Source organism: Bacillus sp. 16GRE42 (assembly GCF_019837435.1).
Lineage (GTDB): Bacteria > Bacillota > Bacilli > Bacillales > Bacillaceae_G > Bacillus_A > Bacillus_A wiedmannii.
This window is the reverse complement of record NZ_JADAXF010000001.1, coordinates 779,224-801,291: the sequence shown is the minus strand read 5'-3', so window position 1 is coordinate 801,291 and position 22,068 is coordinate 779,224. Positions and strand designations below refer to the sequence as shown.

The window sequence follows — 22,068 nt, the reverse complement described above, 5'->3', positions numbered from 1 at the left end:
ATATGAAGATAGTAATTCTTCATGTGACAATATACTCTTTTTCTTTTACTACAGAGAAGAAAAATGAAGTAGAAGAAACTCGAATATTCAAATTGGTTTATCAGTTTTTGTACGTATTATTATGAAGATTACTGTCGGAAAGATGGTGATTCGTATGAAAAGGGATTTTTTAAGGGGAAATCGAATCGTAAAGGGGAGGATAAATAAAGTAAACATAGGGGGATTTATATGAAAATGAAAAAGGTCGCTATCGCATCGATAACAATTGGTACAATGCTTACTATGGCAGCTTGTAGTCCTTCAGCAGAGAAAGAGACAGAAAAGAAAGAACAAGTAACAGCGCAAAATGAAGGAGAAGCAAAAACGACAAGTGTAGATGAGACGTCAAAAACAACGAAAGATACTGAAAAAGATACAAATACTTCTTCAAATGAAAAAAACGATAAAGATGCAAAAAATACGAAAGAATCATCAGGAACAGAAAGTAACGGTAAAACGTCATCTCAAAATGAGAATGTAAAAACAAAAGAAAAAGAGACGACAGGAAAAACGAATGACGAAACGACTAGCGGAAAAACGACAGATCAAAGTACAAGTACAAATTCAAACGGAAAAACAACGAAAGATCCGAAGAAAAGCGTAGCCGTGAAAACAAATGTAAAAGAAGTTGCTGCATTAATTGAAAGCTTAGACAAGCAATTAGCAGCGAATCCGAAATTAGAAACAGTAAATAAACTTGGAAAACAAATTAATGAAAAGTGGGATGTGATTGAGAAAGAGTTAGAAGCATCACATCCAGCTGAATATAAAACAATTGGGCAAAGTATGTATCCGTTAATTGTAGGAGCGGAGAAAGAAAAGATAGATATTACTAAAATGAAGTCTTTAACGACGAAAACGAAAAAAGATTTAAATCAGCTAATAACGAAACTTTCGTAGTTTCAAAAGCCTACTGTGGAAGTAGGCTTTTTTATTTTTTTGTAAAAGCCTAATTATTTTCAATTACGATACGAAATGAACCGAATGCTTGTTGACTGACATAATCTTCTTCACTAGTTTTATAAGGAAATGGAAAAGCGACGAACTGAAAACTACTTTCCTGATCCACTGAAGGCAATGTGAAATTGAAAATTTGTCTCGTTTCAGGTGCGACCGCAGTATAAACGATTTTTTTATCATTAAATATTTCAACTTGTTCCCAATCTTTAAAGGCCACGATTGCGTAAGTCATTTCATCTTTTGTTTCATTACCGTTTGATAAGGTTAATTGTCTGCCTTCTTTTTCAGAGAAGACAGTTTGTAATTTTCCTTCAGTTTTCGTAACAAATAATGGTTCATAAAGACCATCTTTTAAAATAGCATTTGGTTGTATAAAGGTGAGTTTTATTTTTTTGCTTCTCTCCTGAGAGGAATTTATGGAGTATCGCATACTTAAAATCTCTTCTAATATAACCGCTTTATTTAAGTCATTATCTTTTAATTTATATTCAGGTTTTTTAATTATAAAAAGGTTAATTCACTTGCATTAGGAGAAGTGTGTAAAGTGATTCTCGTAGTAATTGAACTATTTGGTTTCATATCAAAAGAATAGTGTAATACTTCATTAGCAGCTTCTTCTATTTTAAAAGGCTTTTGTTCGTAATCTTCTAGGACAATTAATCCATATTTTCGGTCTTCATCAACATTATGTATGAATGATAACGATACATTTATTTTATTATTCTCCATAGTAATTTCACTACCATTATTAATATGTTGACCTTTAGTATTCTTCAATCCGTAAGAAATAGTATTGGTTTGTTGCTCTCGCTTATTTTCTGTAGGAGATGTATGTGGTTGTATGATTGAAGTAGGGAACAAAACATAAATGATAATTAACGAAATAAGTATAACACTGATAATAATATACATTTGTTTCATAAATAGCACCTCAATATATTTAAAATATAAGAGAAAAAAGATATGCAAGATGCATATCTTTTTTCTCTTTCTTACCAGGAAGCTTTTGTTTCGTGATTTACATCATTATAACCATTTAATTTATAGGTATGATTACCAATAGCGTAATCATCTCCATAATAAACACTTGTGTGGGTCGCTGTAGCACTTACATAAGTTGATTTTTTGGTACTATTACTTTTCGTATTCACTAATGAGCCATCGCCATTGAAAGTTCTTGCTTTTGCATAAATATAGTCTTCGGTCGTAGTTGGTTTCGATTTAGCAACTGCATATGGGGTACCGAAAAAGGGAGTATACACGCTAATGTTAGGGTCATTTTTAGGTGCAGCTGCAACAACCAAACTAGGAACATTAGATGTTTTTGCTGATTGAACTGTATCGTAGTTAACCAAAACGGGCTGCTTGTCTGCAGCACCCACCTCTGAAGCACTTGCGTAATTAGTAAAACCAAAACCTAAAACCGCTAACCCTAAAGTTGCCACCGCTAAAGATTTTTTCATATTCACTAATTTTCCCACCTTTTTTAAATTTTTGAGTTCGAACTCATTTCATACAATATATGAAAATTTTGAAACTCTCAATAACTTGTCCCATACTTAACTTACCTTTTACTTTTGATTCAACATTTCTTCATTTGTAAAAAATCGAATATCTCTTCTAATGCTTAGCCAGCAAGGGAAACAGGTTTAACTTTATGAAATTCGTGTAAATTTAAATCTAATCATTTCATGATCTCTGTTATTTTTAAGGTTATGTGGGAACCTTATCTAAAAAAGGATGGTGATAAAAATGACAATCGATAGAGTTTGTACAATTGGCCCAGCAAGTAATAATAAAGCAACGTTAGCGCAGTTAATAAATAATGGTATGAAAATAGTGCGGTTGAATTTATCACATGGCACGCATGAAAGTCATAAAGACATCATTCGTTTAGTCAAATCGTTAGACGATTCTATTAAAATTTTAGGGGATGTACAAGGTCCTAAAATAAGGTTAGGTGAAATAAAAGGAGAGCAAATTACACTTCAGGCGGGAGATTCTTTTATTTTACATACGCAACCAGTTACAGGGAGCAATAGAGAAGCAAGTGTTGATTATGCAGGAATCGCGAATGCCGTGAAAGTTGGCAGTAGAATTTTAATTAATGATGGCGAAGTTGAATTAATCGTTGAAAAGATAAGTACGGATAAAATAGAAACAAAGGTGAAAACAGGTGGTAATATCTCATCTCATAAAGGGGTGAACTTACCAGGGGCAATCGTTAGTTTACCAGCTATTACAGAAAAAGATAAAAAAGACATTCAGTTTCTTCTAGAAGAGGATGTTGATTTTATCGCATGTTCTTTCGTAAGAAAACCTAGTCATATAAAAGAAATACGAGATTTTATACAACAGTACAAAGAAACTTCACCGAATGTAATTGCCAAAATAGAAAAGATGGAAGCGATCGAGAATTTTCAAGATATATGTAAAGAAGCAGACGGAATTATGATTGCAAGGGGCGATTTAGGAGTAGAGTTGCCGTATCAATTTATTCCGCTCTTGCAGAAAATGATGATTCAGGAATGTAATCGAACGAATACATATGTTATTACAGCGACACAAATGCTTCAATCAATGGTAGATCATTCTATTCCAACAAGGGCTGAGGTAACTGATGTGTTTCAAGCTGTACTGGACGGAACGAATGCAGTTATGCTTTCCGCTGAAAGTGCATCAGGCGAGCATCCGATTGAAAGTGTAAAAACATTACGTCTCGTTTCTGAATTCGCTGAGCATGTGAAAAAAGACGGTCCTTTTGTGATGAAAGATGTATTGGAATTGCTGCATAAGTCTTTGGATGAGTGATAAAGTGAAGCTTTAATCAGTGGGGGTTTTGTCCACCCCCACTGATTATCAGCCCTCATCAATCGGGCTCTTACTGCCCGGCGAATAGCAGGATAAATAAAAAGAGGGCGGATATGCATCCACCCTCGTGTTTTTCATTCATATTATTCTTGCTCTTGCTCATCCAAAATTTTATCAAAAGCAGCAGATACTTTATCAAACTCTTCATCATTTTCAATGTATGAAAACTCATTATCTTCTTCTACTTTTAAAAAGAAAATATCAATGTCTTCCTCAGATTCTGTTTGAATGTCTTCTACGAAGGCAACCGCAATATATTCTGCGCCTTCGACATCCATCGCTCCGAGTACTTCTACTTCCTGATCCTCATTATTCTCATCACTGAGAGTAAACACTTCGCCAACTTCAATATCAGACATATCCATTCTCCTCCTGTTCGACTCTAAAAAATAGAGCGCTCAAACTGTATACATACTAACATATCTTTCCATGAAAAATCAATTTCATACATTGGAAAAACAACTGATTCTTCAATAGAATAAGTATTTAGCTAGAAGGAGTTTTATTTGTGAGTGCTATATTACTAAATCCATTCAACAATTGTATCCATAGTCTGTCTTGTTTTATCACGCTTTGGCTCTTCTTTACGGTAACCAAAGGCAACCATAACAGATACTTCAAGATTATCATCTTTTATAATACCTTCTTGACGAAGTAAAGAATCTACTTTCTCTTTATCAAATCCTTCTATTGGACAAGAATCAATGCCGATTTGAGCTGCACTCGTCATCATATTACCTAAAGCAATATAAGATTGCTTAGACGCCCAATCAAATACAGCACGATCCGATTGTAACAAGTTAAAATCGGATTCCTGGAACTTTTTGAAGAATTCATATCTAATTTTTTGAGTGTCTTCAGGTAATCCAATAATATCGTTCATCATATATTTAATATACTCTGCATCATAATGCATATCTTTAATGTTTCTTGAAAGAACAATGACAAAGTGACTTGCTGTTGCAAGTTGCCCACCAGCGCCCCATGAATACGGTTGTAGTTTTTCTCTTACTTCTTTATTTTGTACGACAATAAATTTCCATGGTTCATAACCAAAAGAAGAAGGAGATAATCTGCCTGTTTCTAAAATGAATTTAAAATCCTCTTCTGAAATTTTGTGCATAGGATCAAACTCTTTACATGCATGTCTGAAATGGAAAGCCTCCATAATTTTTTCTTTTGTAATTTGTTTTGTATTTGTCATAAAAGTACCTCTTTTCATTAATTTGTTTTTGTAAGTAAATTATATTTTTAAAGTAACGTAGAAACAAGTACGCACATTTTTGTGTTATAGTATCAAAAAAGATACTATTGGTAAGGGAAGGGAGTTATGATGGATTGTTCGAATGAAAATAATATAAATTACCCATTTCTAAATAAATATTCTTGTCCAGTTGAAGCTATGGTTGAGGTTATTGGTGGAAAATGGAAAGGGGTTATTTTGTATCATTTATTAGATGGTACAAAGAGGTTTAATGAATTAAAAAGATTAAAACCTAATATCACACAAAGAATGTTAACACTGCAGCTGAGAGAACTTGAAGCAGATGGCATCATCCATCGTGAAGTATACCGTGAAGTTCCTCCGAAAGTAGAATATTCGTTAACTGAGCTTGGTGAATCACTACGTCCAATGATTCTATTAATGATGGAATGGGCAACTCATAATATGGAGAAAGTTTTGGAGAGTAGGAATACGAAAAATAATAGTTAAGAGTTGTAGAAATAAAAGGTGTTTTCCATAGGTGAAGACACCTTTTATTTCTATATTTTTTACTTTTTAACTTCAACTGCTGAAATTGCAAAGTCATTCAAGTTTACAGTTTTACCATACCAATCAGAGTGTTTGAAGACGATACCTTTACCATATTCTTCAGTTGAAGTACGATCCCATAGCGTTGTCGAATAGCTAGCAGTAGGGGATGCTGTACTTACAGAAGAAATTCTATTTTGCCAATTAGGAGGCAAATTTTTAAAACCGCTACTAAGAGAAAAATACTCGCCACCTTTATTTGCATGTTCATAGAAATCTGTACTATTAGGTCCGCTCCCTCCAACACCAAGGGGATTGATTGTATTATTCAACCTTTGTTTGTCTTTTTCAATAAAAGAATCTAAACTTTCTTTGTTCGAAAATCCATAAGATAACCAGTCTCCATTTTGATTTTGTTTCGGTAGAACTACAGTTATTTTTACGTCTTCCTTAGATGGAGCATCCAATTTGTTAAACGAATCTACAGTCTTTTCATCTACAGTTACATATTCAAAAGAGCTAATCGAATAATCCTTTTCGGTACTAGCTGATACTGAACCCATTCCGCCAGTTAATGCTGTAATGGCTACTGCTGCACCTACTATTAATTTTTTAAAAATGAATTCATCTCCTTTAAACTTAGATTTTTTGCATAACTAAAATGTATGTTAATCGGAGTTTATTGTAAATATTTAGAATTTTATAAAAATGAAACAGAATATTCTTTTATTTGTCTGGAGTAAGAAATGCAAGTTTAAATAAAAAAGGATTTACTTAAAAAGTAAATCCTTTTTGGGTGTTAGTAATAAGCTTAGTTTGTGAGATGATTTTGTGATTTGCTAACCTAATTCAAAACTTTACTGATTAAAGTTTTATATTATCCAGCTATGAATCATACACTTCTTTTTTATTTGTGGAAGCAGCATCTAATAAAAGGAAAATGGCTGCTATAATATGTAGAACGATGTCTATATAAGGAAAGAAGGCAACTAGAGTAACGATAATACCTATATAATGAGCGTACGTATTCATGCCTGCTTTTTTAGCTAATAAAATAGTAGTGATATGTAAAGCAATCAATAGTAGTAAAGGTATCCCATCTAGGTTAACAAGACTTGGAAATATATAATAGCAAGGAAGTAATAAAAGATGATAGATTCCTGTAGTCCACTTTATTGCTTGTATGTAAGTTTTCAAAGTAAATCCTCCTAAAACAATCGATATCTATATATTACCAAAAATAATAGGTAATTGGATATTAAATACTTGTGGTTTTTAGTAGAATATAATTATTTTATGTTAACTAATTGTTTCGTTATCTATAAAATAGAAAAACCACCCAAACGAGGGTGATTCGTATTATAAATAACTACTTAAAGAAGAAAGGGGAACCTTCACCTCACTACCTTCCTTCATATTCCGCAGCATAACGGTTTCTGTACTAAGTTCTTCTTCACCAATAATAAGCACATAAGGGATATTCTCTTTATTTGCGTAATTAAGGGCACGTTTTAATTTGCGGCCTGCTAGTTCGAGTTCGACTTTTAAGGAAGTTGTAGAACGTAATTGCTGAGCAATTTGTAAGCATTGTAATTCTGTCCCGAGTGGGATGATAAATACATCCGCTGTAGATGATATCGTTTCTTTCTGTGAGAGTGCTGTATAAATAACGTCTAAACCGAATGAAATACCGACTGTTGGATAGTTCATGTTATCACCACGGAATGCTCCGATAATATTATCGTATCGACCGCCGCTACCGATGCTAGATGTAATCGAGTCATCTTTTAAAAAGATTTCATACACGGTGCCTGTATACATTGTAAGTCCTCGCGCTAAAAACGGATTGAATATAGCATTTTCATTTATTCCAAGAGCGATTAAATATTGTTGTAATTGTTGTAATTCGTTTACTCCATCGGCAACGAGTGGATTATTAAAAGTGTCTTTAAAGTCAGCAATTGAAAGCTTTAGACAAGATAAAACGGTATTACATATCGTATCAGCCATTTCTTCAGAAATTCCGCGCTCTAATACATCTTTTCGTACACCATCAATCCCAATCTTTTCGATTTTGTCTAATGATAAAATGACGTCACTCGTTCGTTCAGTAGGGATGTTAATGGACTCGAGAATGCCGTTTAACAATTTTCGGTTATTATATTGGATCGTTACTTCTAAGTTTAACGTTCGGAACAGCTCAAACGCCATACTCATAAGTTCAGCTTCTGCCATGACTGATTCTACACCGACTATATCAACATCACATTGAATGAACTCACGAAATCGCCCTTGTTTAATTGGACCATCTCGAAATACTTTCCCAATTTCATACCGTTTAAAAGGGAGGCGGATGTTCGGATTCATCGCTACGACTTTTGCGAATGGAATGGTTAAATCGTAGCGTAAGGCAAGGTCACGTTTTCCTTGATCTTGAAGCGTATAAATTTCTTTTAAAATTTCATCGCCACCGCCGTACTTGTAAGACATAAGCTCATACATATTTAACGTAGGTGTTTCTAACGGTTTACATCCGTATCGTTCAAACGTATCTTCACAAGCTCTTTTAATTTTATTTCGCAACACTTGTTCCTCTGGTAAATAGTCTTTCGTTCCTTTTACATTTTTCATTTCCATTGTAATCTCTCCTTTTTAAATTTAAAAAAGCTATGCAGGTATAAAAATACCCACATAGCTTTATGAACGCTTCGTGGGTCAACAGGAAAAGCCCTGTACCCACGAAGAAAAATTTTTCTTCGGATACACGGCATTACGTATGATGATGAAGTTGGAAAGAAGCATTAATATTTCGCATGACAAATCTCTCCTTAACATAAGTTTTTCCAAATTATATCAGATGATTTTTGAATTATCAATATTTTTAGTTTTGAAATATACGTGAAGTTATGTAGGATAAATGGAAAAAGGTGTATAATAAAACTTAATAATATGAAATAACCTTTTAAGGAGAAACCCATGAAAAAAGATAAAACAAATGCGATGCGAATATTAGATAAAGAAAAGATCGAATATTCGATGATGTCATATGATCCGGACGATGGAAAAATTGATGGCGTATCAGTAGCTGAGAAAATTGGACGAGAAGTGAGAGAAGTATATAAAACGTTAATCGCTCAAGGGAATAGTAAAAATTATCATGTGTTTATCATCCCGGTAGATGAGGAACTAAATTTAAAAGCTGCCGCAAAAGCGGTCAGCGAAAAGAAGATTGAAATGATTCCTGTAAAAGATATTACGAAAGTATCAGGATACATTCGCGGTGGTTGTTCACCAGTAGGAATGAAGAAGTTATTTTCTACATGCATTGATGCGACTGCTCAATCGCTTGAAACAATCATTGTAAGCGGCGGGAAGATTGGTATACAAATCGAGCTGAAAGTGGATGACTTAGCGAAAGTAACGAGAGCGCAGTTTGGTGAAATAACGAAATAATGATACATAGGAAAAGAAGTTCTAGTTTTATTAAATTTAGATAAAGATTTATAGGATAATTAGTCCGTTTTGTCTTTGAAAGGTGTAGATTTTTTGAATACGAAATTAATCATAGTAGAAGGGCTTCCTGGCTTTGGGAAATCCACCACTGCAAGCTTGCTTTACGATATTCTAATTGAAAAAAATATTGACGCTGAGTTATTTCTTGAAGGGAATCCAGACCACCCTGCTGATTATGATGGGGTATCTTGTTTTGATAAAAGTGAATTCGAAAGTTTGTTAGTGAATAGTGGTAATTTTAAGGAAGTAATTAGTGATAGAGTCACGAAGCGAGAAAACAATTATTTATTGCCATATAAAAAAATTAAAAATGAATACAGCTCTAATTTTCCTGAAAATTTATTAAATACCATTTTCAAAAATGATATATATGAATTACCGCTAGAGAGGAATATTGAATTAATAACTGAAAAATGGAGGGATTTTGTTGAAATAGCCAACAACGAAAATAAAATTTATATTTTTGAATGTTGCTTCATACAAAATCCATTAACAATCGGGATGGTTAAATATGGTGCAAAAAAAGAGAAAGTTATAAGTTATATTAATGCATTAGAGAAAATTATAGAGAAATTAAATCCAGTATTGTTTTATATAGAACAAGATGATTTGGAATTCTCATTCAGAAAGGTATTTAATGAAAGAGATAAAGAATGGTCTGCTGGATTTATTGAGTATTATACAAATCAAGGGTATGGGAAGATGAAAGGCTATCACGGTTTAGACGGAACAATTAAAGTTTTAGAAGCAAGAAGAGATATTGAAAGAGAAATATTTGATATGTTAAATATAAAAAAGACAAAAATTGATAATTCACAGTATGAAGCTATCAAATATAAGTCAATGATAATTGGGAAATTGGAATCACTTAAATTTCTAGATTAATGTAGTGCTTTAATTGCGCAAGAAACTAAAAACTTTTAACTTCCACTTTCGAAAATGATGTAAATAAGCTAATCACTGGATTCTCATAGAAAACTGTGGTGAGATGAAATTTTTGATTTTACAGCACTTCAAAATCTTAGCTAGATGGCTATGTATCGGTATCCTACAATAAAAAGGCAGGAACATTTCAAATATGTTCCTGCCTTTAATTTTATTAAGTTTAATATCTATGACTTAAATATAATATAATTTGGAGCTTTTTTTTATTTTAGATGAATGCTTCCTAACGGTTGATTTTGTTAACGAAAGTGGACTTTAAATCCATATTTTATTTCACTATATGAGGGGAATAAGACTTATAGCTCAAAGTGAGGAAGATTAATTGTTGGTAAAAGATCGGTTGTTGTAGGTGAATGTAGTTTAGAGTTTGGATTGTAAGTTTTTTCTGGTTGTTATTCATTGATGAATGAAAAATACTATTATTTTAACCTTTAAAAACGAACGTTAGGAATGATTCTGATAAAAATGTTCATATATATATTGCGTGCACACTAAAAGTTTGATATATTACCAATATAATAATTTTACACATCATCACTCGTATATACTCGGTAATATGGTCCGAGCGTTTCTACCTAGTTCCCAATGAAAGAACTGGACTACGGGTTAAAGTATTCGGCCGTGCTATTTTATGAGCGCTACCGTCTATAATTTGGCATTTGTTTTATCTTTTGCTCAATTAACTTTGACTACCGTAGTTCTAGAAAGTAGAGATTCTTCTACAATTTCTAGAACTTTTTTGTTTGGACCAAAAGCATCGAGTATAGAAAACAACAAGAGAAAGAGGAGATTATTTATGAAGAAGAATACGTTGAAAAAATGTGCTGCCCTAGTAACTACTGTTGCATTGTCATTCTCAATACTTGCGGGATGTAATGCGGGTCCAAAACAAGTTGAGGCAAAAAGTAATCAACAACCTCTTTTAATTCAAGGGCCAATGCCGATAGAGGCTGAGAAGTTTGCAAAAAGATTAAAAAATGTGAAAGAAGAAAAGTCTGGAACTTTCGTATTTTATAAAGGCACTGTCGACAATTATCCTGTAATCGTAGCGAAAACAGGTAAAGGAATGGAAAATACAGCAGCCGCTACAGCAGTGGCTATTGAAAAATATAAGCCTAAGGCGATTATTAACCAAGGAACATCAGGTGGACACGATCCAAATTTAAACGTATTTGATATTGTTTTAGGAAAACAAGTAGCAAACATAGGTTCATTAAAAACAACAAATATGGATGAGAATCAAGGAATTGAGCCGACAAAATGGATTTCTATGGACTTAATGGCTTCGGAAGGAAGTGCAGGAGAAGATCCAAATGCTGAGAAAATCCGATACTACGAGGGAGATAAGGATTTACTTGCAGCAGCTAATGCGGTAAAAGATAAATATACAAAAGGTAAAGTAGTGGAAGGTACGATTGGTTCAGCAGATGTTTGGAATAATGAAGTTGATAGAATTAAATGGTTCCATACAAAATACGGTACATCTGTTGAGGAAATGGAAGGCGCTGCAGCAGCGCAAATCGCAAAAGCGTATGACGTACCATTTTTAGGAATTCGAGTGTTATCTAACAATAAAACAAACGGCGGAAAATATAATCCAAACACAGCAGCGGCAAATCAAGAATATGTTTATGAAGTAGTTAAAAAATATATAGATTCAATGCAAAGTAAATAGTAGTAGTTCTGTCCCAGTATAAACGTCAAGTAACTGTAAATGTTTTCGAGATGGATAAACTTGTCTTAGGAATGGTAGTTGAAAAAGAAAAGCTTGTTTCTTATAAAAAATATAAGAAACAAGCTTTTTTATTTAAAATAAATTGGGTAATTAAACTATAACGTCAATGTTTATCGTTGAATATCATAATATTATAATGGAGGTGATGTTATATGGCTCTTACTACAGGACCAATTGAAAATGTAGGAAATCAACCTGCTAATGCAAATAGAGTTAGGGTGAAGATCCTTAACCGTACTGCGGGCCCACTTACTGGAGTAGCTAGAGTTTTTAGACTTGACGGTTCATTAGCATTAATTGAACAGATAAACTTCAATGTGAATTCTAATGCTTCTACTTTTGCAACTCTAAGTTTAGTTCATCCTGCTTTTGGACAAGCATTTGAATATGAAGTTCAAATTGTTCCTAATCAACCTGGTGGACTATATAGTGTTTATGGACTAACAGCTGAAAGTGTTATCATTACTGCACAACGTGTTGTGAACTCAGAATTGACACAGTTTCTTTAATTAAAATAGATTGGTGCCTTACATGGTATCCAATCTATTTTTGTACTTATTCTTCAGAGGAAGAAGGGTTTTACACAAAAAATAAAGACAGTTATAGAAAAAGGAAAAGTCGATTTATCAAATATGCATAATTGCATAAAAAAATTGAAATTTATGAGTTAACATTAAACTACTTTTTAATTGTAAGGAATATTTTAATAATCTTTACTAGAGAAGGATATTCCTTGAAAAGTAGATAAACCAAAAGTGTGGAAATGATACAGACTCAATAGAGTTTTAAATAAAAAGAAAAGGGTGGGTATGGCTTTCTAAAAGTTTTTGGGGGTTAGAAAGCACTTTTTAGTTAATAGCTTCAAATTATATGTTAAAGGGGAAATGGGTATATGAAGTTTCGAAATACAAAGCTTGCTATGGTTACACTATCTTCATTTTTTATTTTAGGTACTGCATCTCTATCATTCACAGATATCATACACGGTGAAGTAGCTTCTGCATCACCACAAGAGATTACTGTAAAAAGCTATGATGATACATATTATAATAATGCAATAGGAAAAACGGGTTTAGAATTAAAGAAGGAACTTCATAATATTATTGATGATCATACAAAGTTATCATACAGTGCGGTTTGGGAAGCACTAAGAGATACTGATGAAGATCCAAATAATAAAAACAATGTGATACTCTTATATACTGGGCGTTCGCAAGGGAAACTTACGAATGGTTCAGGAGTTGATAATTGGAACCGAGAGCATGTTTGGGCAAAATCTCACGGTGATTTTGGAACGACTGCAGGAGCTGGAACTGATTTGCATCATTTAAGAGCGACGGATGTATCTGTAAATAGCTCACGTGGAAATCTGGATTTTGATAATGGTGGTGTAAATCATTCGGAAGCGACAGAATGTAAATACGATAGTGATTCTTGGGAACCTCGTGATAGTGTAAAAGGAGATATCGCTAGAATGCTATTTTACATGGCTGTTCGTTATGAAGGAGACAATGGGGAAATAGACTTAGAATTAAATGAAAAGGTGAATAACAATAAAGATCCATACATGGGCAAACTATCCGTTTTACTAAAATGGAATGAACAAGACCCGGTAGATGATTTAGAGCGAAAGCGTAATGAAGTGATTTTTACGAAATATCAACATAATCGTAATCCTTTTATTGATCATCCGGAATGGGTAAATAAAATTTGGAATTAAAATATTTAAAGGTATTTTTACTTTGAGAGAAGGGATTGATCATAGTGATCAATCCCTATTTATATCTATACTAGAATAAGTGATTTTTATAGGATTGGAGAATAGAATAGATATTTTATTAAGTTAAGTATAATATGAGTCTTTTAATACGGTCCCCATTCAATATTCACGCCAATAATAAGAAAAATAAGTCCAATGATAAACCAAATGAATGCAAGTGGAGCCATAAATCGAATCCATTTTCCGTAAGAAATGCCGCTCGCTGCGAGAACGCCCATTAAAACACCGGAAGTTGGGTTGAGACAGTTCACTACACCTTCTCCAAGCATAACAGCTTGTACTGTAACTTGGCGTGTAATGTGCATGAAATCGGCTAATGGAGCTAATATCGGAATGAAAATAACAGATTCTCCTGTCCCGGATGAAATGAGGAAATGTAATGCTGCACTACTTACATACATACCGATAACGCCAAATACAGGGCTATGCCCTTCGAGAGACTGTGCGAGTTGGTTAACGATTGTATCAAGTAATTTCCCTTGTTCTAAAATGACTGAAATACAACGAGCCATTCCGACGATCAAAGCACCGTATATGAGATTTTGGCAGCCTGCTAGAAAAGTAGAAGCGATATCGTTTGCTTTCATACCACCTATTATTCCCGCTGTAATTGCTATGAAAATAAAAGTAGCGGTCATTTCTGCGTCCGTCCAATGTAGACGAAAAGCGCCTATTAAAAATGCAATTAACGATAAAGCTGAAACGAGTAAAATTAATTTGTGGCGTATTGTCCAAGGAACTTCTGTTTTCTTTATTTCTTTTTCGTTTGAAAGAGCGTTACTTGGAAACCAGTTGTCACCGAGAATGCTTCCTTTATTCGATTTCTTCAAACGTTTTACGTACCAATTAATATATAAAATGGTAGCAATTAAAAAAGAGATATAGATTGCTGTACGTAAACCAATCCCTGAAAACATCGGAAGTTCTGCGATCTTTTGTGAAATGCCTAAAGGTGAGGGAGATAATATAGTAGCATTAAAACCAGCATAAGTGCCTAAATAAATAATTGCTACGCCGACGATAGCGTCCCATTTTAATGTGCGTGCAACGATGATGCCGATGGGGATAAAGCCAATAACTGAGTTAACGATAATACCAGTCGTTCCGAGAATAGAAAAGAGTGCAGCGACAATACAAATGAAAAGTAATTGCTGATTGCGAAATTTATTAATAACATGATAGATTAAACCGTCAAGGGCACCTGTCTTTTCAAGAATGGCGATGGCTCCACCTGTAAATAAAATTAAAAAGATGATCGGAGCAGCAAGTGTCATTCCTTTTTCAATAGCGGTAAAAAAAGAAACAAACCCTACTGGCGATTGTGGAACGGAATGATAACTTCCTGGTATTGTCGTTGTAACAGTACCGTTTGTAACTCTTTTAAATTCTCCAGCAGGAACGAAATATGTAGCTATTGCACAAAGTAAAGCAATAAAAAATAGTAGTACGTACGCGTCAGGCATTTTAAACTTTCGTTTACTCGGCTGTTTTTTTGCCTCGGTATGTAATTGCATAAAACCCCTCCTTTTTCACTTGGTTAATTTTTAATATTCTGAAATTTATCTGTGAAATAGATTATAATAAAGGTGGCTTCTTAAGGCAATAGTTTTTCTATGCTTTTCCTGCACATACAAATTATTGAAACGTTAGACAGGGAAACGAAAATAACCCAAGAATATGTTATATAGAAGGAATAAGGAAAAGAGGGGAAAAAGATGTGGAAAACTACGGATCTATGTGATGAGTTTGAAAAAGAATTACAAATATGTCGCCAGTCATTTCGGTCTTTTGGGAAGAAAGAACAATTTCACGGGAAAATTGCAACGGTAAAGGTGAAGGATGATAATGTACTAGTGAAGGAAGGATTGCAAACACTACCAGAAGGAACGATATTAGTTGTGGATGGCGGAGCATCTACGAATTGTGCGTTACTTGGTGATAATTTGGCAGCTATTGCAGAGGAAAGGAAGCTGGCAGGAATTATTGTAAATGGATATGTTCGTGATTCTAGTGAACTAAAGAATATTAATATTGGTATTTTAGCGTTAGGGACGATGCCAAATAGAAGTGTAAAAGAAGGAAAAGGAGAGCGGAATATTTCATTGCGATTTGGACAAGTAGAATGGAAGCCGAATGAATATGTGTATGCGGATGAAGATGGCGTCATTATTAGTGAAAAGAGTTTGCATCGTTAAAGGTTAGTAAGTTACTATTCTTAGAAAATAAATCCGATAAAGCATGGACAAAATTCTTTGTCAATAGTAAAATAATACAGAAATTTAAAATTAACAGAATGTATAGGTTTATCGTTTTACGATAACTTGAATGGAAGTCAGTTGTGCCTAGAAAAGTGAATGTTATCACAATGATACGTTCATAAACAAAATTATTTTTCCTATACAAATATAGCCGCGAATGATGCGGGTCGGAGGTGTTGTACAGTTTGTTCGACACTTACAAAAAAAGAGTGTCAATTGCACGCCCTTGAAGGGCCTTTTTTTGTGTAAATAGTAGTAAGGGAGGAAATTTTGGGATGGCAATGTTAAAAAAATGGCTGCTTACGTCGTTAATGGCAGTTACACTTGTATTTGTTTCTTTTGCGAATACAGTACATATTACGTTTGCTGAAGGAAATACAGCAAAACTTGCAATTATTGGTGAATCACAAAAGGGTATTATGTTATGTCCGAAAGAAGAGCAAATTAAAGATGGGGAAACAGCTTTAAGTTTGCTGCAAAAAGTCATGGGGGACAAAGTAACAGCAGAGACAATGTCTTTTGGAACGTATGTTAAAGGCATTGACGGTTTAATGGCTGGGGACACAAGTGGCTGGTTATATGATGTAAATGATAAATCTGCAGAAGTTGGAGCAGATAGTTATAAATTAAATGCTGGAGATGTTGTTGTCTTTCGTTTTGTTGCAGACTGGAGTAATATGAGCCAGGAAACATTACAGCAAACATTAGATAAATTTGGTACTTGTAAAACTGTAGAAGAACCAAAGACAGATGATCCAAAACAAGAAAAACCAGAAGAACCAAAGACAGATGATCCAAAACAAGAAAAACCAGAAGAACCAAAAACGGATGATCCAAAACAAGAAAAACCAGAAGAACCAAAAACAGATGATCCAAAACAAGAAAAACCAGAAGAACCAAAAACGGATGATCCAAAACAAGAAAAACCAGAAGAACCAAAAACAGATAATCCAAAACAAGAAAAACCAGAGCAACCAAAGCAAGAGAACATTCAAGTTCCAGCAGCGCAAGTAAATGACGCGATCTCTAAGACATCTGAAAAGATGTTACAAGATGGAATTGAAAGTGATTGGGTAGCTTTAGGCCTTTCTCGTTCTGGAAAGAATGTTCCAATTGAGGCGAAATTAAATTATGTTAAGTCAGTAACTGAAAAAGTAGAAAAGCGCATTAACCGTTTTTCAGCGACAGATTTAGCTAGAACGATTATTATGATGAATGCAATGCAAGCAGACCCTACAAAGGTTGGCGAACATAATTTAGTTCAAAAATTGTACGAATCAGATAAAGTGAATTCTGTTACAGGTTATACATTTGCTTTACTTGCATTTGATACGAAGAAATATGAAGTTCCAGTGAATTCAAAATGGAATCGAGTTGCTTTAGTAGATGCGCTTTTAAACGCGCAACATACAGATGGCGGCTGGACTTACGATAGTGTAAGCAGTAAAGACAGTGCTAGTAGCGTTGATGTAACAGGTATGGTTTTATCAGCATTAGCTCCTTATCAAGATCGACCAGATGTGAAGCCAGCTGTAGAAAAAGCTGTTGCTTACTTATATAATGAACAGTTAGAAAATGGTGGTTTTTCTGCTGATGGACAAGAAAATTCTAATAGTGCTGCGCAAGCAATTATTGGACTATCACTTGTGAAAGATGTAGATCAAAATCGTCTACATAAGGCAATGCAAAATCTACTATCATACCAACTTCCAAATGGTGAATTCAAATGGTTACCAAGTGATCAAAACGGTAGCGGAATGGCTACAGAGCAAGCATTTTTAGCTTTACTTCAGTTTGAGGATCTTGGAAAATCGATTTATGATTGGTCAAATGTATCTGTTCCTGAAATCGATAAGAAACCGAATGTGGATTCAGAAAATGTTGTAGTAGAAAAAGAAGTTACTGAACAACCAGAAGAACAAAAGCAAGTACAAGAAGAAACGAAAGATGACACGCTAAAAGTTGTTGTCGATAATGAGCCGGTTAAAAATAAAAAATCCGGAAATGGTAGCACGTTACCAAAAACAGGAGCATCTTCTCATAGTGCAGCTACAGAAGTAGGTATGGGTGTAATATGTATTGCTGCTGCATATGTATTATGGAGACGTAAAGCAGCTTAACAAAAATTAGGAGCAATCATTTGCTCCTAATTTTATTATGAAAGGTGAGAGACAACATGAGTAAGATGAAGTGGTTTATTTCTTTAATGCTTTCACTTGGGCTACTTGCCGGATGTGAAGAGGCAGCTGTTAAGCCTGAGAAGAAAGTAGAGCCAAAGCAAGAAGAGGTTGCAAAACAAGAAGAGAAAAAAGATGAAGAAAAACCGGAGGAAAAACAAGCTGAACAAGAGCAAAATAAGCAAGAACAAAAAGTAGAAGAGAAGCCGAAAGAAGAAAAGACGCAGGCACAACCAGAAATAAAAAAGGAAGAAAAACCTAAGGAACAGCCTGCTACTAAGCAACCAGAACAACAAAAAGCACAAGAAGAGAAACAACAGCAACAGCCGAAAGCACCAGAAGTAAAAGAAGAAGCGAAGGTTGTGAATCAGCCGAAAGAAACACCGAAGCAGGAGCAAAAGAAAAATCCAGAAGAGAACAATAGTGTACCAACTCCGCCAACACCGGTACCACCACCAAACCCAGTACCACCAGAACCTAAAGCAAAACAAGTTACTATTTCCGTAAAAGGACATGAAGGATACATATTAGGCGCGAAAAAGGTTGATGTACAAGAAGGTGACACGGTCTATAATGTGCTAAAGAACACAGAATTAGAGCTTGATGTGATGGGTTCTAAAGGTGATATTTATGTAAAAGGTATTAATGATTTATATGAAAAAGATATTACTACTACTAGTGGGTGGAAATATCGTGTGAATGGTGCTTTTCCAAACTATAGTGCTGGTGTAGTAACAGTTAAACCAGGAGATACAATTGAGTGGGTGTTTGTATTAAAATAAGAAAGGCATTCGGTAAAGGGCTATGAAAATAAGTTTTTCTTCTTTACATCCTTTTGTGAATTTTTTCTATTATATCGGGGTGATGATACTATGTATGATGTGTCTTCATCCTCTTTTTTTAATTGGAGCGATACTCTTAATCGTTATAATCAATATAATGCAAGGGAATAGCGAAAAGATAAGAAAGATGTTACCGAGTACAATTATTTTCTTTTTTATGGTGATTTTATTTAATTCGTTATTAACGCATAGAGGTCGAACTACATTATTTTGGTTAGGTGATAGCCGTATTAAGCTTGAGGCGATTATGTTTGGAGTAGTAATGGGGTTATTATTAGTTGCGATTATGTTTACGTTTGCTTCGTATAATGATATTATTTCAAGTCATAAATTTTTATATTTGTTTTCTAGAATTTCACCGAAAGTAGCATTGTTAACGATGATTACAGTGAGGTTTGTTCCTTTGTTTATGAGGCGGTTACAGAAAATAACACTCGTCCAAAAGACAAAAGGTGTACAAGTAGATGCAGGCTCAATTGTTGAACGGGTGAAAAACGGTATGCAATTGCTGCAAGTATTATTAATTTGTTCATTAGAAGATGCGCTGCAAACAGCAGATTCTATGCAAGCTCGTGGGTTTGGTGTAACGAGGCGTACGACATATATTCGGTATAGAATGGAAAGACGCGATTGGTATATGCTCAGTTATTTAAGTATTCTACTTATCATTGCTATTATATGTAGTACGTATGGCGGAGGAAAGTTAATCATTTATCCAAAAGTCGAGTCTATTCTATTTCAGCAATACGATGGAATGATGTTTGTCGTACTTACGATGTTTATTAGTTTACCAATTATAATGGAAGGAAGGGAATGGATATGGTGGCGCATGCAGAAATAAACAATTTATCATTTGTATATGCTGATGAAAACGAATATGCGTTACAGCATATTTCTCTTTCTATTCAAAAAGGAGAGTTTATTGCACTTGCCGGTGGATCAGGCTCTGGGAAGACGACTTTATTAAAACATTTTAAAAAGGAATTACTTCCAATTGGGACACGTTCAGGAGAAATTTTTTATGATGACGTTTTAATAGAGGAAGTACCTGATTTATTATCTGCACAAGAAATTGGTATGGTATTTCAAAATCCAGAAAATCAGCTCGTAATGGATACGGTCATTCAAGAATTAGCATTTTCTTTAGAAAATATCGGGTTACCATCACAGATTATTCAAAAACGAATAGCAGAGCTTATTAGCTTCTTAGGATTTCAAGATTTATTGCATCAATCTGTTCATACGTTATCTGGCGGGCAAAAGCAGCTCGTCAATTTAGCTGCAGTATTAGTTATGCAGCCGAAATTATTATTATTAGATGAACCGACGGCGCAGTTAGATCCAATTGCTGCGAAAGAGTTTTTAGGATTGTTAAAACGTATTAACGAAGAACTTGGAATTACGATCGTTTTAAGTGAACATCGTTTAGATGAAGTGATACCACTTGCAACACGCGTTATTTGTATGGATAACGGCCGCATCGTTTATGATGGCAGTCCTAAAACGGTTATAGCGAACATGTGGGAAGTTGAAAAGTTCCGTCCATTTATTCCGCAAATTCCAAGATTGTTTTTAGAATGGGACGTGGAAGATATTCCGTTTACAGTGCGAGAAGCACAAATGAAACTGAATAACTTTTCAGATATATCATATGTGAATGAGCCAATAGCACAAAGTGAAAAGCGAGAAGTCATTTTAAGCGCAGAGCATATTTTGTTCCAATATGAAAAAAATAGTCCGCTTATTTTACGAGATTTAACCGTATCGATTGAAAAAGGAAAATGGGTAGCTCTCGTTGGGAAAAATGGTACAGGTAAATCTACACTGTTAACGATTTTAGCGGGATTGCAAAAAGCGAGAAGAGGGAAAGTAAAGTGGAATGGGAAAGTGATACATAAAATTGATTCGAAAGAACGATTTAAAAGGATTGGGTATGTATCACAACATCCGTATTATCATTTTACATTTGATACAGTGTGGGAAGAAGTGTATGAACGTGCACGTGAGTTATATGGAGAACAAGGAAAAGAAATAGCAGAAGATATGCTAAAACAGTTTTGGTTACATTCGCTTAAAGAACGCCATCCGCATGATTGTAGCGGGGGAGAGCAACAACTACTTGCGTTATGTACAACGTTATTATCAAAGCCGACTTTATTGTTACTTGATGAACCGACAAAGGGATTAGATCCGTGGAAAAAAGAAAGAGTAGGAGAGCTATTTAGAAAGCTACAAAAAGAAGGTACAACAATTGTAATGGCAACGCATGATATTGAGTTTGCAGCGAAATACGTTGATCAATGCATGATGTTATTTGACGGAGCAGTTATTATGAATGATGCACCGAAGGAATTTTTTAGTGGAAACTTCTTTTATACAACATCTATCAATCGATTCATTCGAAAAGAATTGCCATATGCATTAACGTGGGAGGATGTGTACGAAGCGTGTCCAAACGATATGTTGCATTCATAATATGTATTTTTGCAGTAATAATAGGCACATTACTCTTTACTACACTTATCATGGACGGTTATTACATGTTAAGTAGTTTGTTTTTATTAGTTATTATTATGTTACCTTTCTATATCCGCTTTGAAAGAAAGGCTTTTGTTTCACGTGAAATTGTGCTCGTTGCTGTGTTAGCGGCAATTGCAGCAGTTAGCCGCGTGCCATTTTCGATATTGCCAAGTGTACAACCGACTTCATTTGTCATTATCGTTTCTGCAATTGTGTTTGGGAGTGAAACTGGTTTTATGATCGGTGCAACAGCGGCTATCGTATCTAACATCTTTTTAGGGCAAGGTCCGTGGACGCCGTGGCAAATGTTTTCCTGGGGTATGATTGGTTTTATAGCTGGATTATTACGTAATACATTTTTAATGAGAAAGCTATGGGGAAGACTTCTATACGGATTGTTTGTTGGATTTTTATTTGGCTGGATTATGAACTTCTGGGGGCTTCTCGGTTTCATACGTGAGGCAACGTGGGAAGCTGTCATTTCGTATTATATCGCAAGTTTTTATTTCGATTTGAGCCATGCGATTTCGAATGTTGTTTTCTTACTATTATTTAGTACGTCTTGGATTACGATTCTTACGAGATTCAAAAAGAAATTTGGCATATTAGATAAGCATAACATGGCATAGAAAAGCATACTCATATAAGGTAGGGTCGCGACTTACATATTCGTTT

The 22,068-nt window shown here is 34.5% G+C and carries 21 protein-coding genes, 1 pseudogene and 1 riboswitch; of the genes and pseudogenes, 14 read left to right on the top strand and 8 right to left on the bottom strand.

Features of this window, described 5'->3' with window-relative positions; translation table 11 throughout:
* The first annotated feature begins 228 nt into the window (after nt 1-228).
* Nucleotides 229-939: a hypothetical protein gene (locus ILS93_RS04160; protein ID WP_154131375.1), complete on the top strand. Its 711-nt coding sequence runs from the start codon at nt 229-231 to the stop codon at nt 937-939.
* A gap of 49 nt (nt 940-988) precedes the next feature.
* On the opposite strand, the pseudogene ILS93_RS04155 reads toward ILS93_RS04160, so the two are convergent.
* A pseudogene (locus ILS93_RS04155) lies at nt 989-1,920 on the bottom strand (hypothetical protein).
* Nucleotides 1,921-1,991: 71 nt separating this feature from the next.
* The gene (locus ILS93_RS04150; protein WP_064475862.1) at nt 1,992-2,468 is read right to left on the bottom strand and encodes a hypothetical protein; all 477 of its coding nucleotides are present in this window, start codon (nt 2,466-2,468) and stop codon (nt 1,992-1,994) included.
* A gap of 271 nt (nt 2,469-2,739) precedes the next feature.
* Here ILS93_RS04150 and ILS93_RS04145 point away from each other — a divergent pair, with 271 nt between their 5' ends.
* Nucleotides 2,740-3,810, top strand: a complete 1,071-nt coding sequence (locus tag ILS93_RS04145) for a pyruvate kinase (RefSeq protein ID WP_154131374.1) — start codon at nt 2,740-2,742, stop codon at nt 3,808-3,810.
* A 143-nt stretch (nt 3,811-3,953) separates the two neighbouring features.
* Here the strand turns inward: ILS93_RS04145 and ILS93_RS04140 are convergent, their stop codons facing one another.
* Both ILS93_RS04140 and ILS93_RS04135 read right to left on the bottom strand, forming a co-directional pair.
* On the bottom strand, nt 3,954-4,235 hold the full coding sequence (locus tag ILS93_RS04140; protein WP_002008111.1) for a DUF1292 domain-containing protein: 282 nt from the start codon (nt 4,233-4,235) through the stop codon (nt 3,954-3,956).
* Between the two features lie 158 nt (nt 4,236-4,393).
* Entirely contained in the window at nt 4,394-5,074 is a 681-nt protein-coding gene (locus ILS93_RS04135; protein ID WP_064475860.1) for an NAD(P)H-dependent oxidoreductase, read from the bottom strand.
* Between the two features lie 129 nt (nt 5,075-5,203).
* Between ILS93_RS04135 and ILS93_RS04130 the strand changes: the two genes are divergently transcribed.
* Nucleotides 5,204-5,584 (top strand): winged helix-turn-helix transcriptional regulator, encoded by a 381-nt coding sequence (locus tag ILS93_RS04130; protein ID WP_000340656.1) that lies wholly within the window; start codon nt 5,204-5,206, stop codon nt 5,582-5,584.
* 59 nt (nt 5,585-5,643) lie between these two features.
* Here the strand turns inward: ILS93_RS04130 and ILS93_RS04125 are convergent, their stop codons facing one another.
* The 3 genes from ILS93_RS04125 to ILS93_RS04115 form a co-directional block, all read right to left on the bottom strand.
* Entirely contained in the window at nt 5,644-6,243 is a 600-nt protein-coding gene (locus tag ILS93_RS04125; RefSeq protein WP_064475859.1) for a hypothetical protein, read from the bottom strand.
* 265 nt (nt 6,244-6,508) lie between these two features.
* Nucleotides 6,509-6,820: a hypothetical protein gene (locus tag ILS93_RS04120; protein ID WP_064475858.1), complete on the bottom strand. Its 312-nt coding sequence runs from the start codon at nt 6,818-6,820 to the stop codon at nt 6,509-6,511.
* A gap of 162 nt (nt 6,821-6,982) precedes the next feature.
* Nucleotides 6,983-8,260: a histidine--tRNA ligase gene (locus ILS93_RS04115; RefSeq protein WP_088047142.1), complete on the bottom strand. Its 1,278-nt coding sequence runs from the start codon at nt 8,258-8,260 to the stop codon at nt 6,983-6,985.
* A 339-nt stretch (nt 8,261-8,599) separates the two neighbouring features.
* On the opposite strand from ILS93_RS04115, the gene ybaK reads away from it, so the two are divergent.
* From ybaK to ILS93_RS04090, 5 genes are all read left to right on the top strand, one after another.
* A complete protein-coding gene (ybaK, locus tag ILS93_RS04110) occupies nt 8,600-9,076 on the top strand; it encodes a Cys-tRNA(Pro) deacylase (protein ID WP_064475857.1) in 477 nt (158 codons plus the stop codon).
* Between the two features lie 93 nt (nt 9,077-9,169).
* Nucleotides 9,170-10,021, top strand: coding sequence for a P-loop NTPase family protein (locus ILS93_RS04105; protein ID WP_098111987.1), 852 nt, complete (start codon nt 9,170-9,172; stop codon nt 10,019-10,021).
* 578 nt (nt 10,022-10,599) lie between these two features.
* Nucleotides 10,600-10,703, top strand: a riboswitch (purine riboswitch).
* Nucleotides 10,704-10,877: 174 nt separating this feature from the next.
* Nucleotides 10,878-11,756, top strand: coding sequence for a 5'-methylthioadenosine/S-adenosylhomocysteine nucleosidase (locus ILS93_RS04100; RefSeq protein WP_064475855.1), 879 nt, complete (start codon nt 10,878-10,880; stop codon nt 11,754-11,756).
* Nucleotides 11,757-11,968: 212 nt separating this feature from the next.
* Nucleotides 11,969-12,325, top strand: a complete 357-nt coding sequence (locus ILS93_RS04095) for a hypothetical protein (protein ID WP_016129918.1) — start codon at nt 11,969-11,971, stop codon at nt 12,323-12,325.
* Nucleotides 12,326-12,708: 383 nt separating this feature from the next.
* Entirely contained in the window at nt 12,709-13,536 is an 828-nt protein-coding gene (locus tag ILS93_RS04090) for an endonuclease I family protein (protein WP_016135002.1), read from the top strand.
* A gap of 143 nt (nt 13,537-13,679) precedes the next feature.
* Here ILS93_RS04090 and ILS93_RS04085 read toward each other — a convergent pair whose 3' ends face one another.
* Complete coding sequence (locus ILS93_RS04085) at nt 13,680-15,110, bottom strand: YfcC family protein (protein WP_222655247.1); 1,431 nt, start codon at nt 15,108-15,110, stop codon at nt 13,680-13,682.
* A 201-nt stretch (nt 15,111-15,311) separates the two neighbouring features.
* Here ILS93_RS04085 and rraA point away from each other — a divergent pair, with 201 nt between their 5' ends.
* From rraA to ILS93_RS04055, 6 genes are all read left to right on the top strand, one after another.
* The gene (gene rraA, locus ILS93_RS04080; protein WP_222655248.1) at nt 15,312-15,791 is read left to right on the top strand and encodes a ribonuclease E activity regulator RraA; all 480 of its coding nucleotides are present in this window, start codon (nt 15,312-15,314) and stop codon (nt 15,789-15,791) included.
* A gap of 338 nt (nt 15,792-16,129) precedes the next feature.
* On the top strand, nt 16,130-17,974 hold the full coding sequence (locus ILS93_RS04075) for a DUF4430 domain-containing protein (RefSeq protein ID WP_222655249.1): 1,845 nt from the start codon (nt 16,130-16,132) through the stop codon (nt 17,972-17,974).
* A gap of 56 nt (nt 17,975-18,030) precedes the next feature.
* The gene (locus tag ILS93_RS04070) at nt 18,031-18,813 is read left to right on the top strand and encodes a DUF4430 domain-containing protein (RefSeq protein ID WP_222660028.1); all 783 of its coding nucleotides are present in this window, start codon (nt 18,031-18,033) and stop codon (nt 18,811-18,813) included.
* A 22-nt stretch (nt 18,814-18,835) separates the two neighbouring features.
* Nucleotides 18,836-19,714, top strand: coding sequence for an energy-coupling factor transporter transmembrane component T (locus ILS93_RS04065; RefSeq protein WP_154131369.1), 879 nt, complete (start codon nt 18,836-18,838; stop codon nt 19,712-19,714).
* Nucleotides 19,687-21,348, top strand: a complete 1,662-nt coding sequence (locus ILS93_RS04060; RefSeq protein ID WP_154131368.1) for an ABC transporter ATP-binding protein — start codon at nt 19,687-19,689, stop codon at nt 21,346-21,348. Before ILS93_RS04065 ends, ILS93_RS04060 begins: the two co-directional genes overlap by 28 nt.
* Entirely contained in the window at nt 21,321-22,022 is a 702-nt protein-coding gene (locus tag ILS93_RS04055) for an ECF transporter S component (RefSeq protein WP_088047148.1), read from the top strand. The genes ILS93_RS04060 and ILS93_RS04055 overlap by 28 nt, the downstream gene beginning before the upstream one ends.
* Nucleotides 22,023-22,068 lie beyond the last annotated feature (46 nt).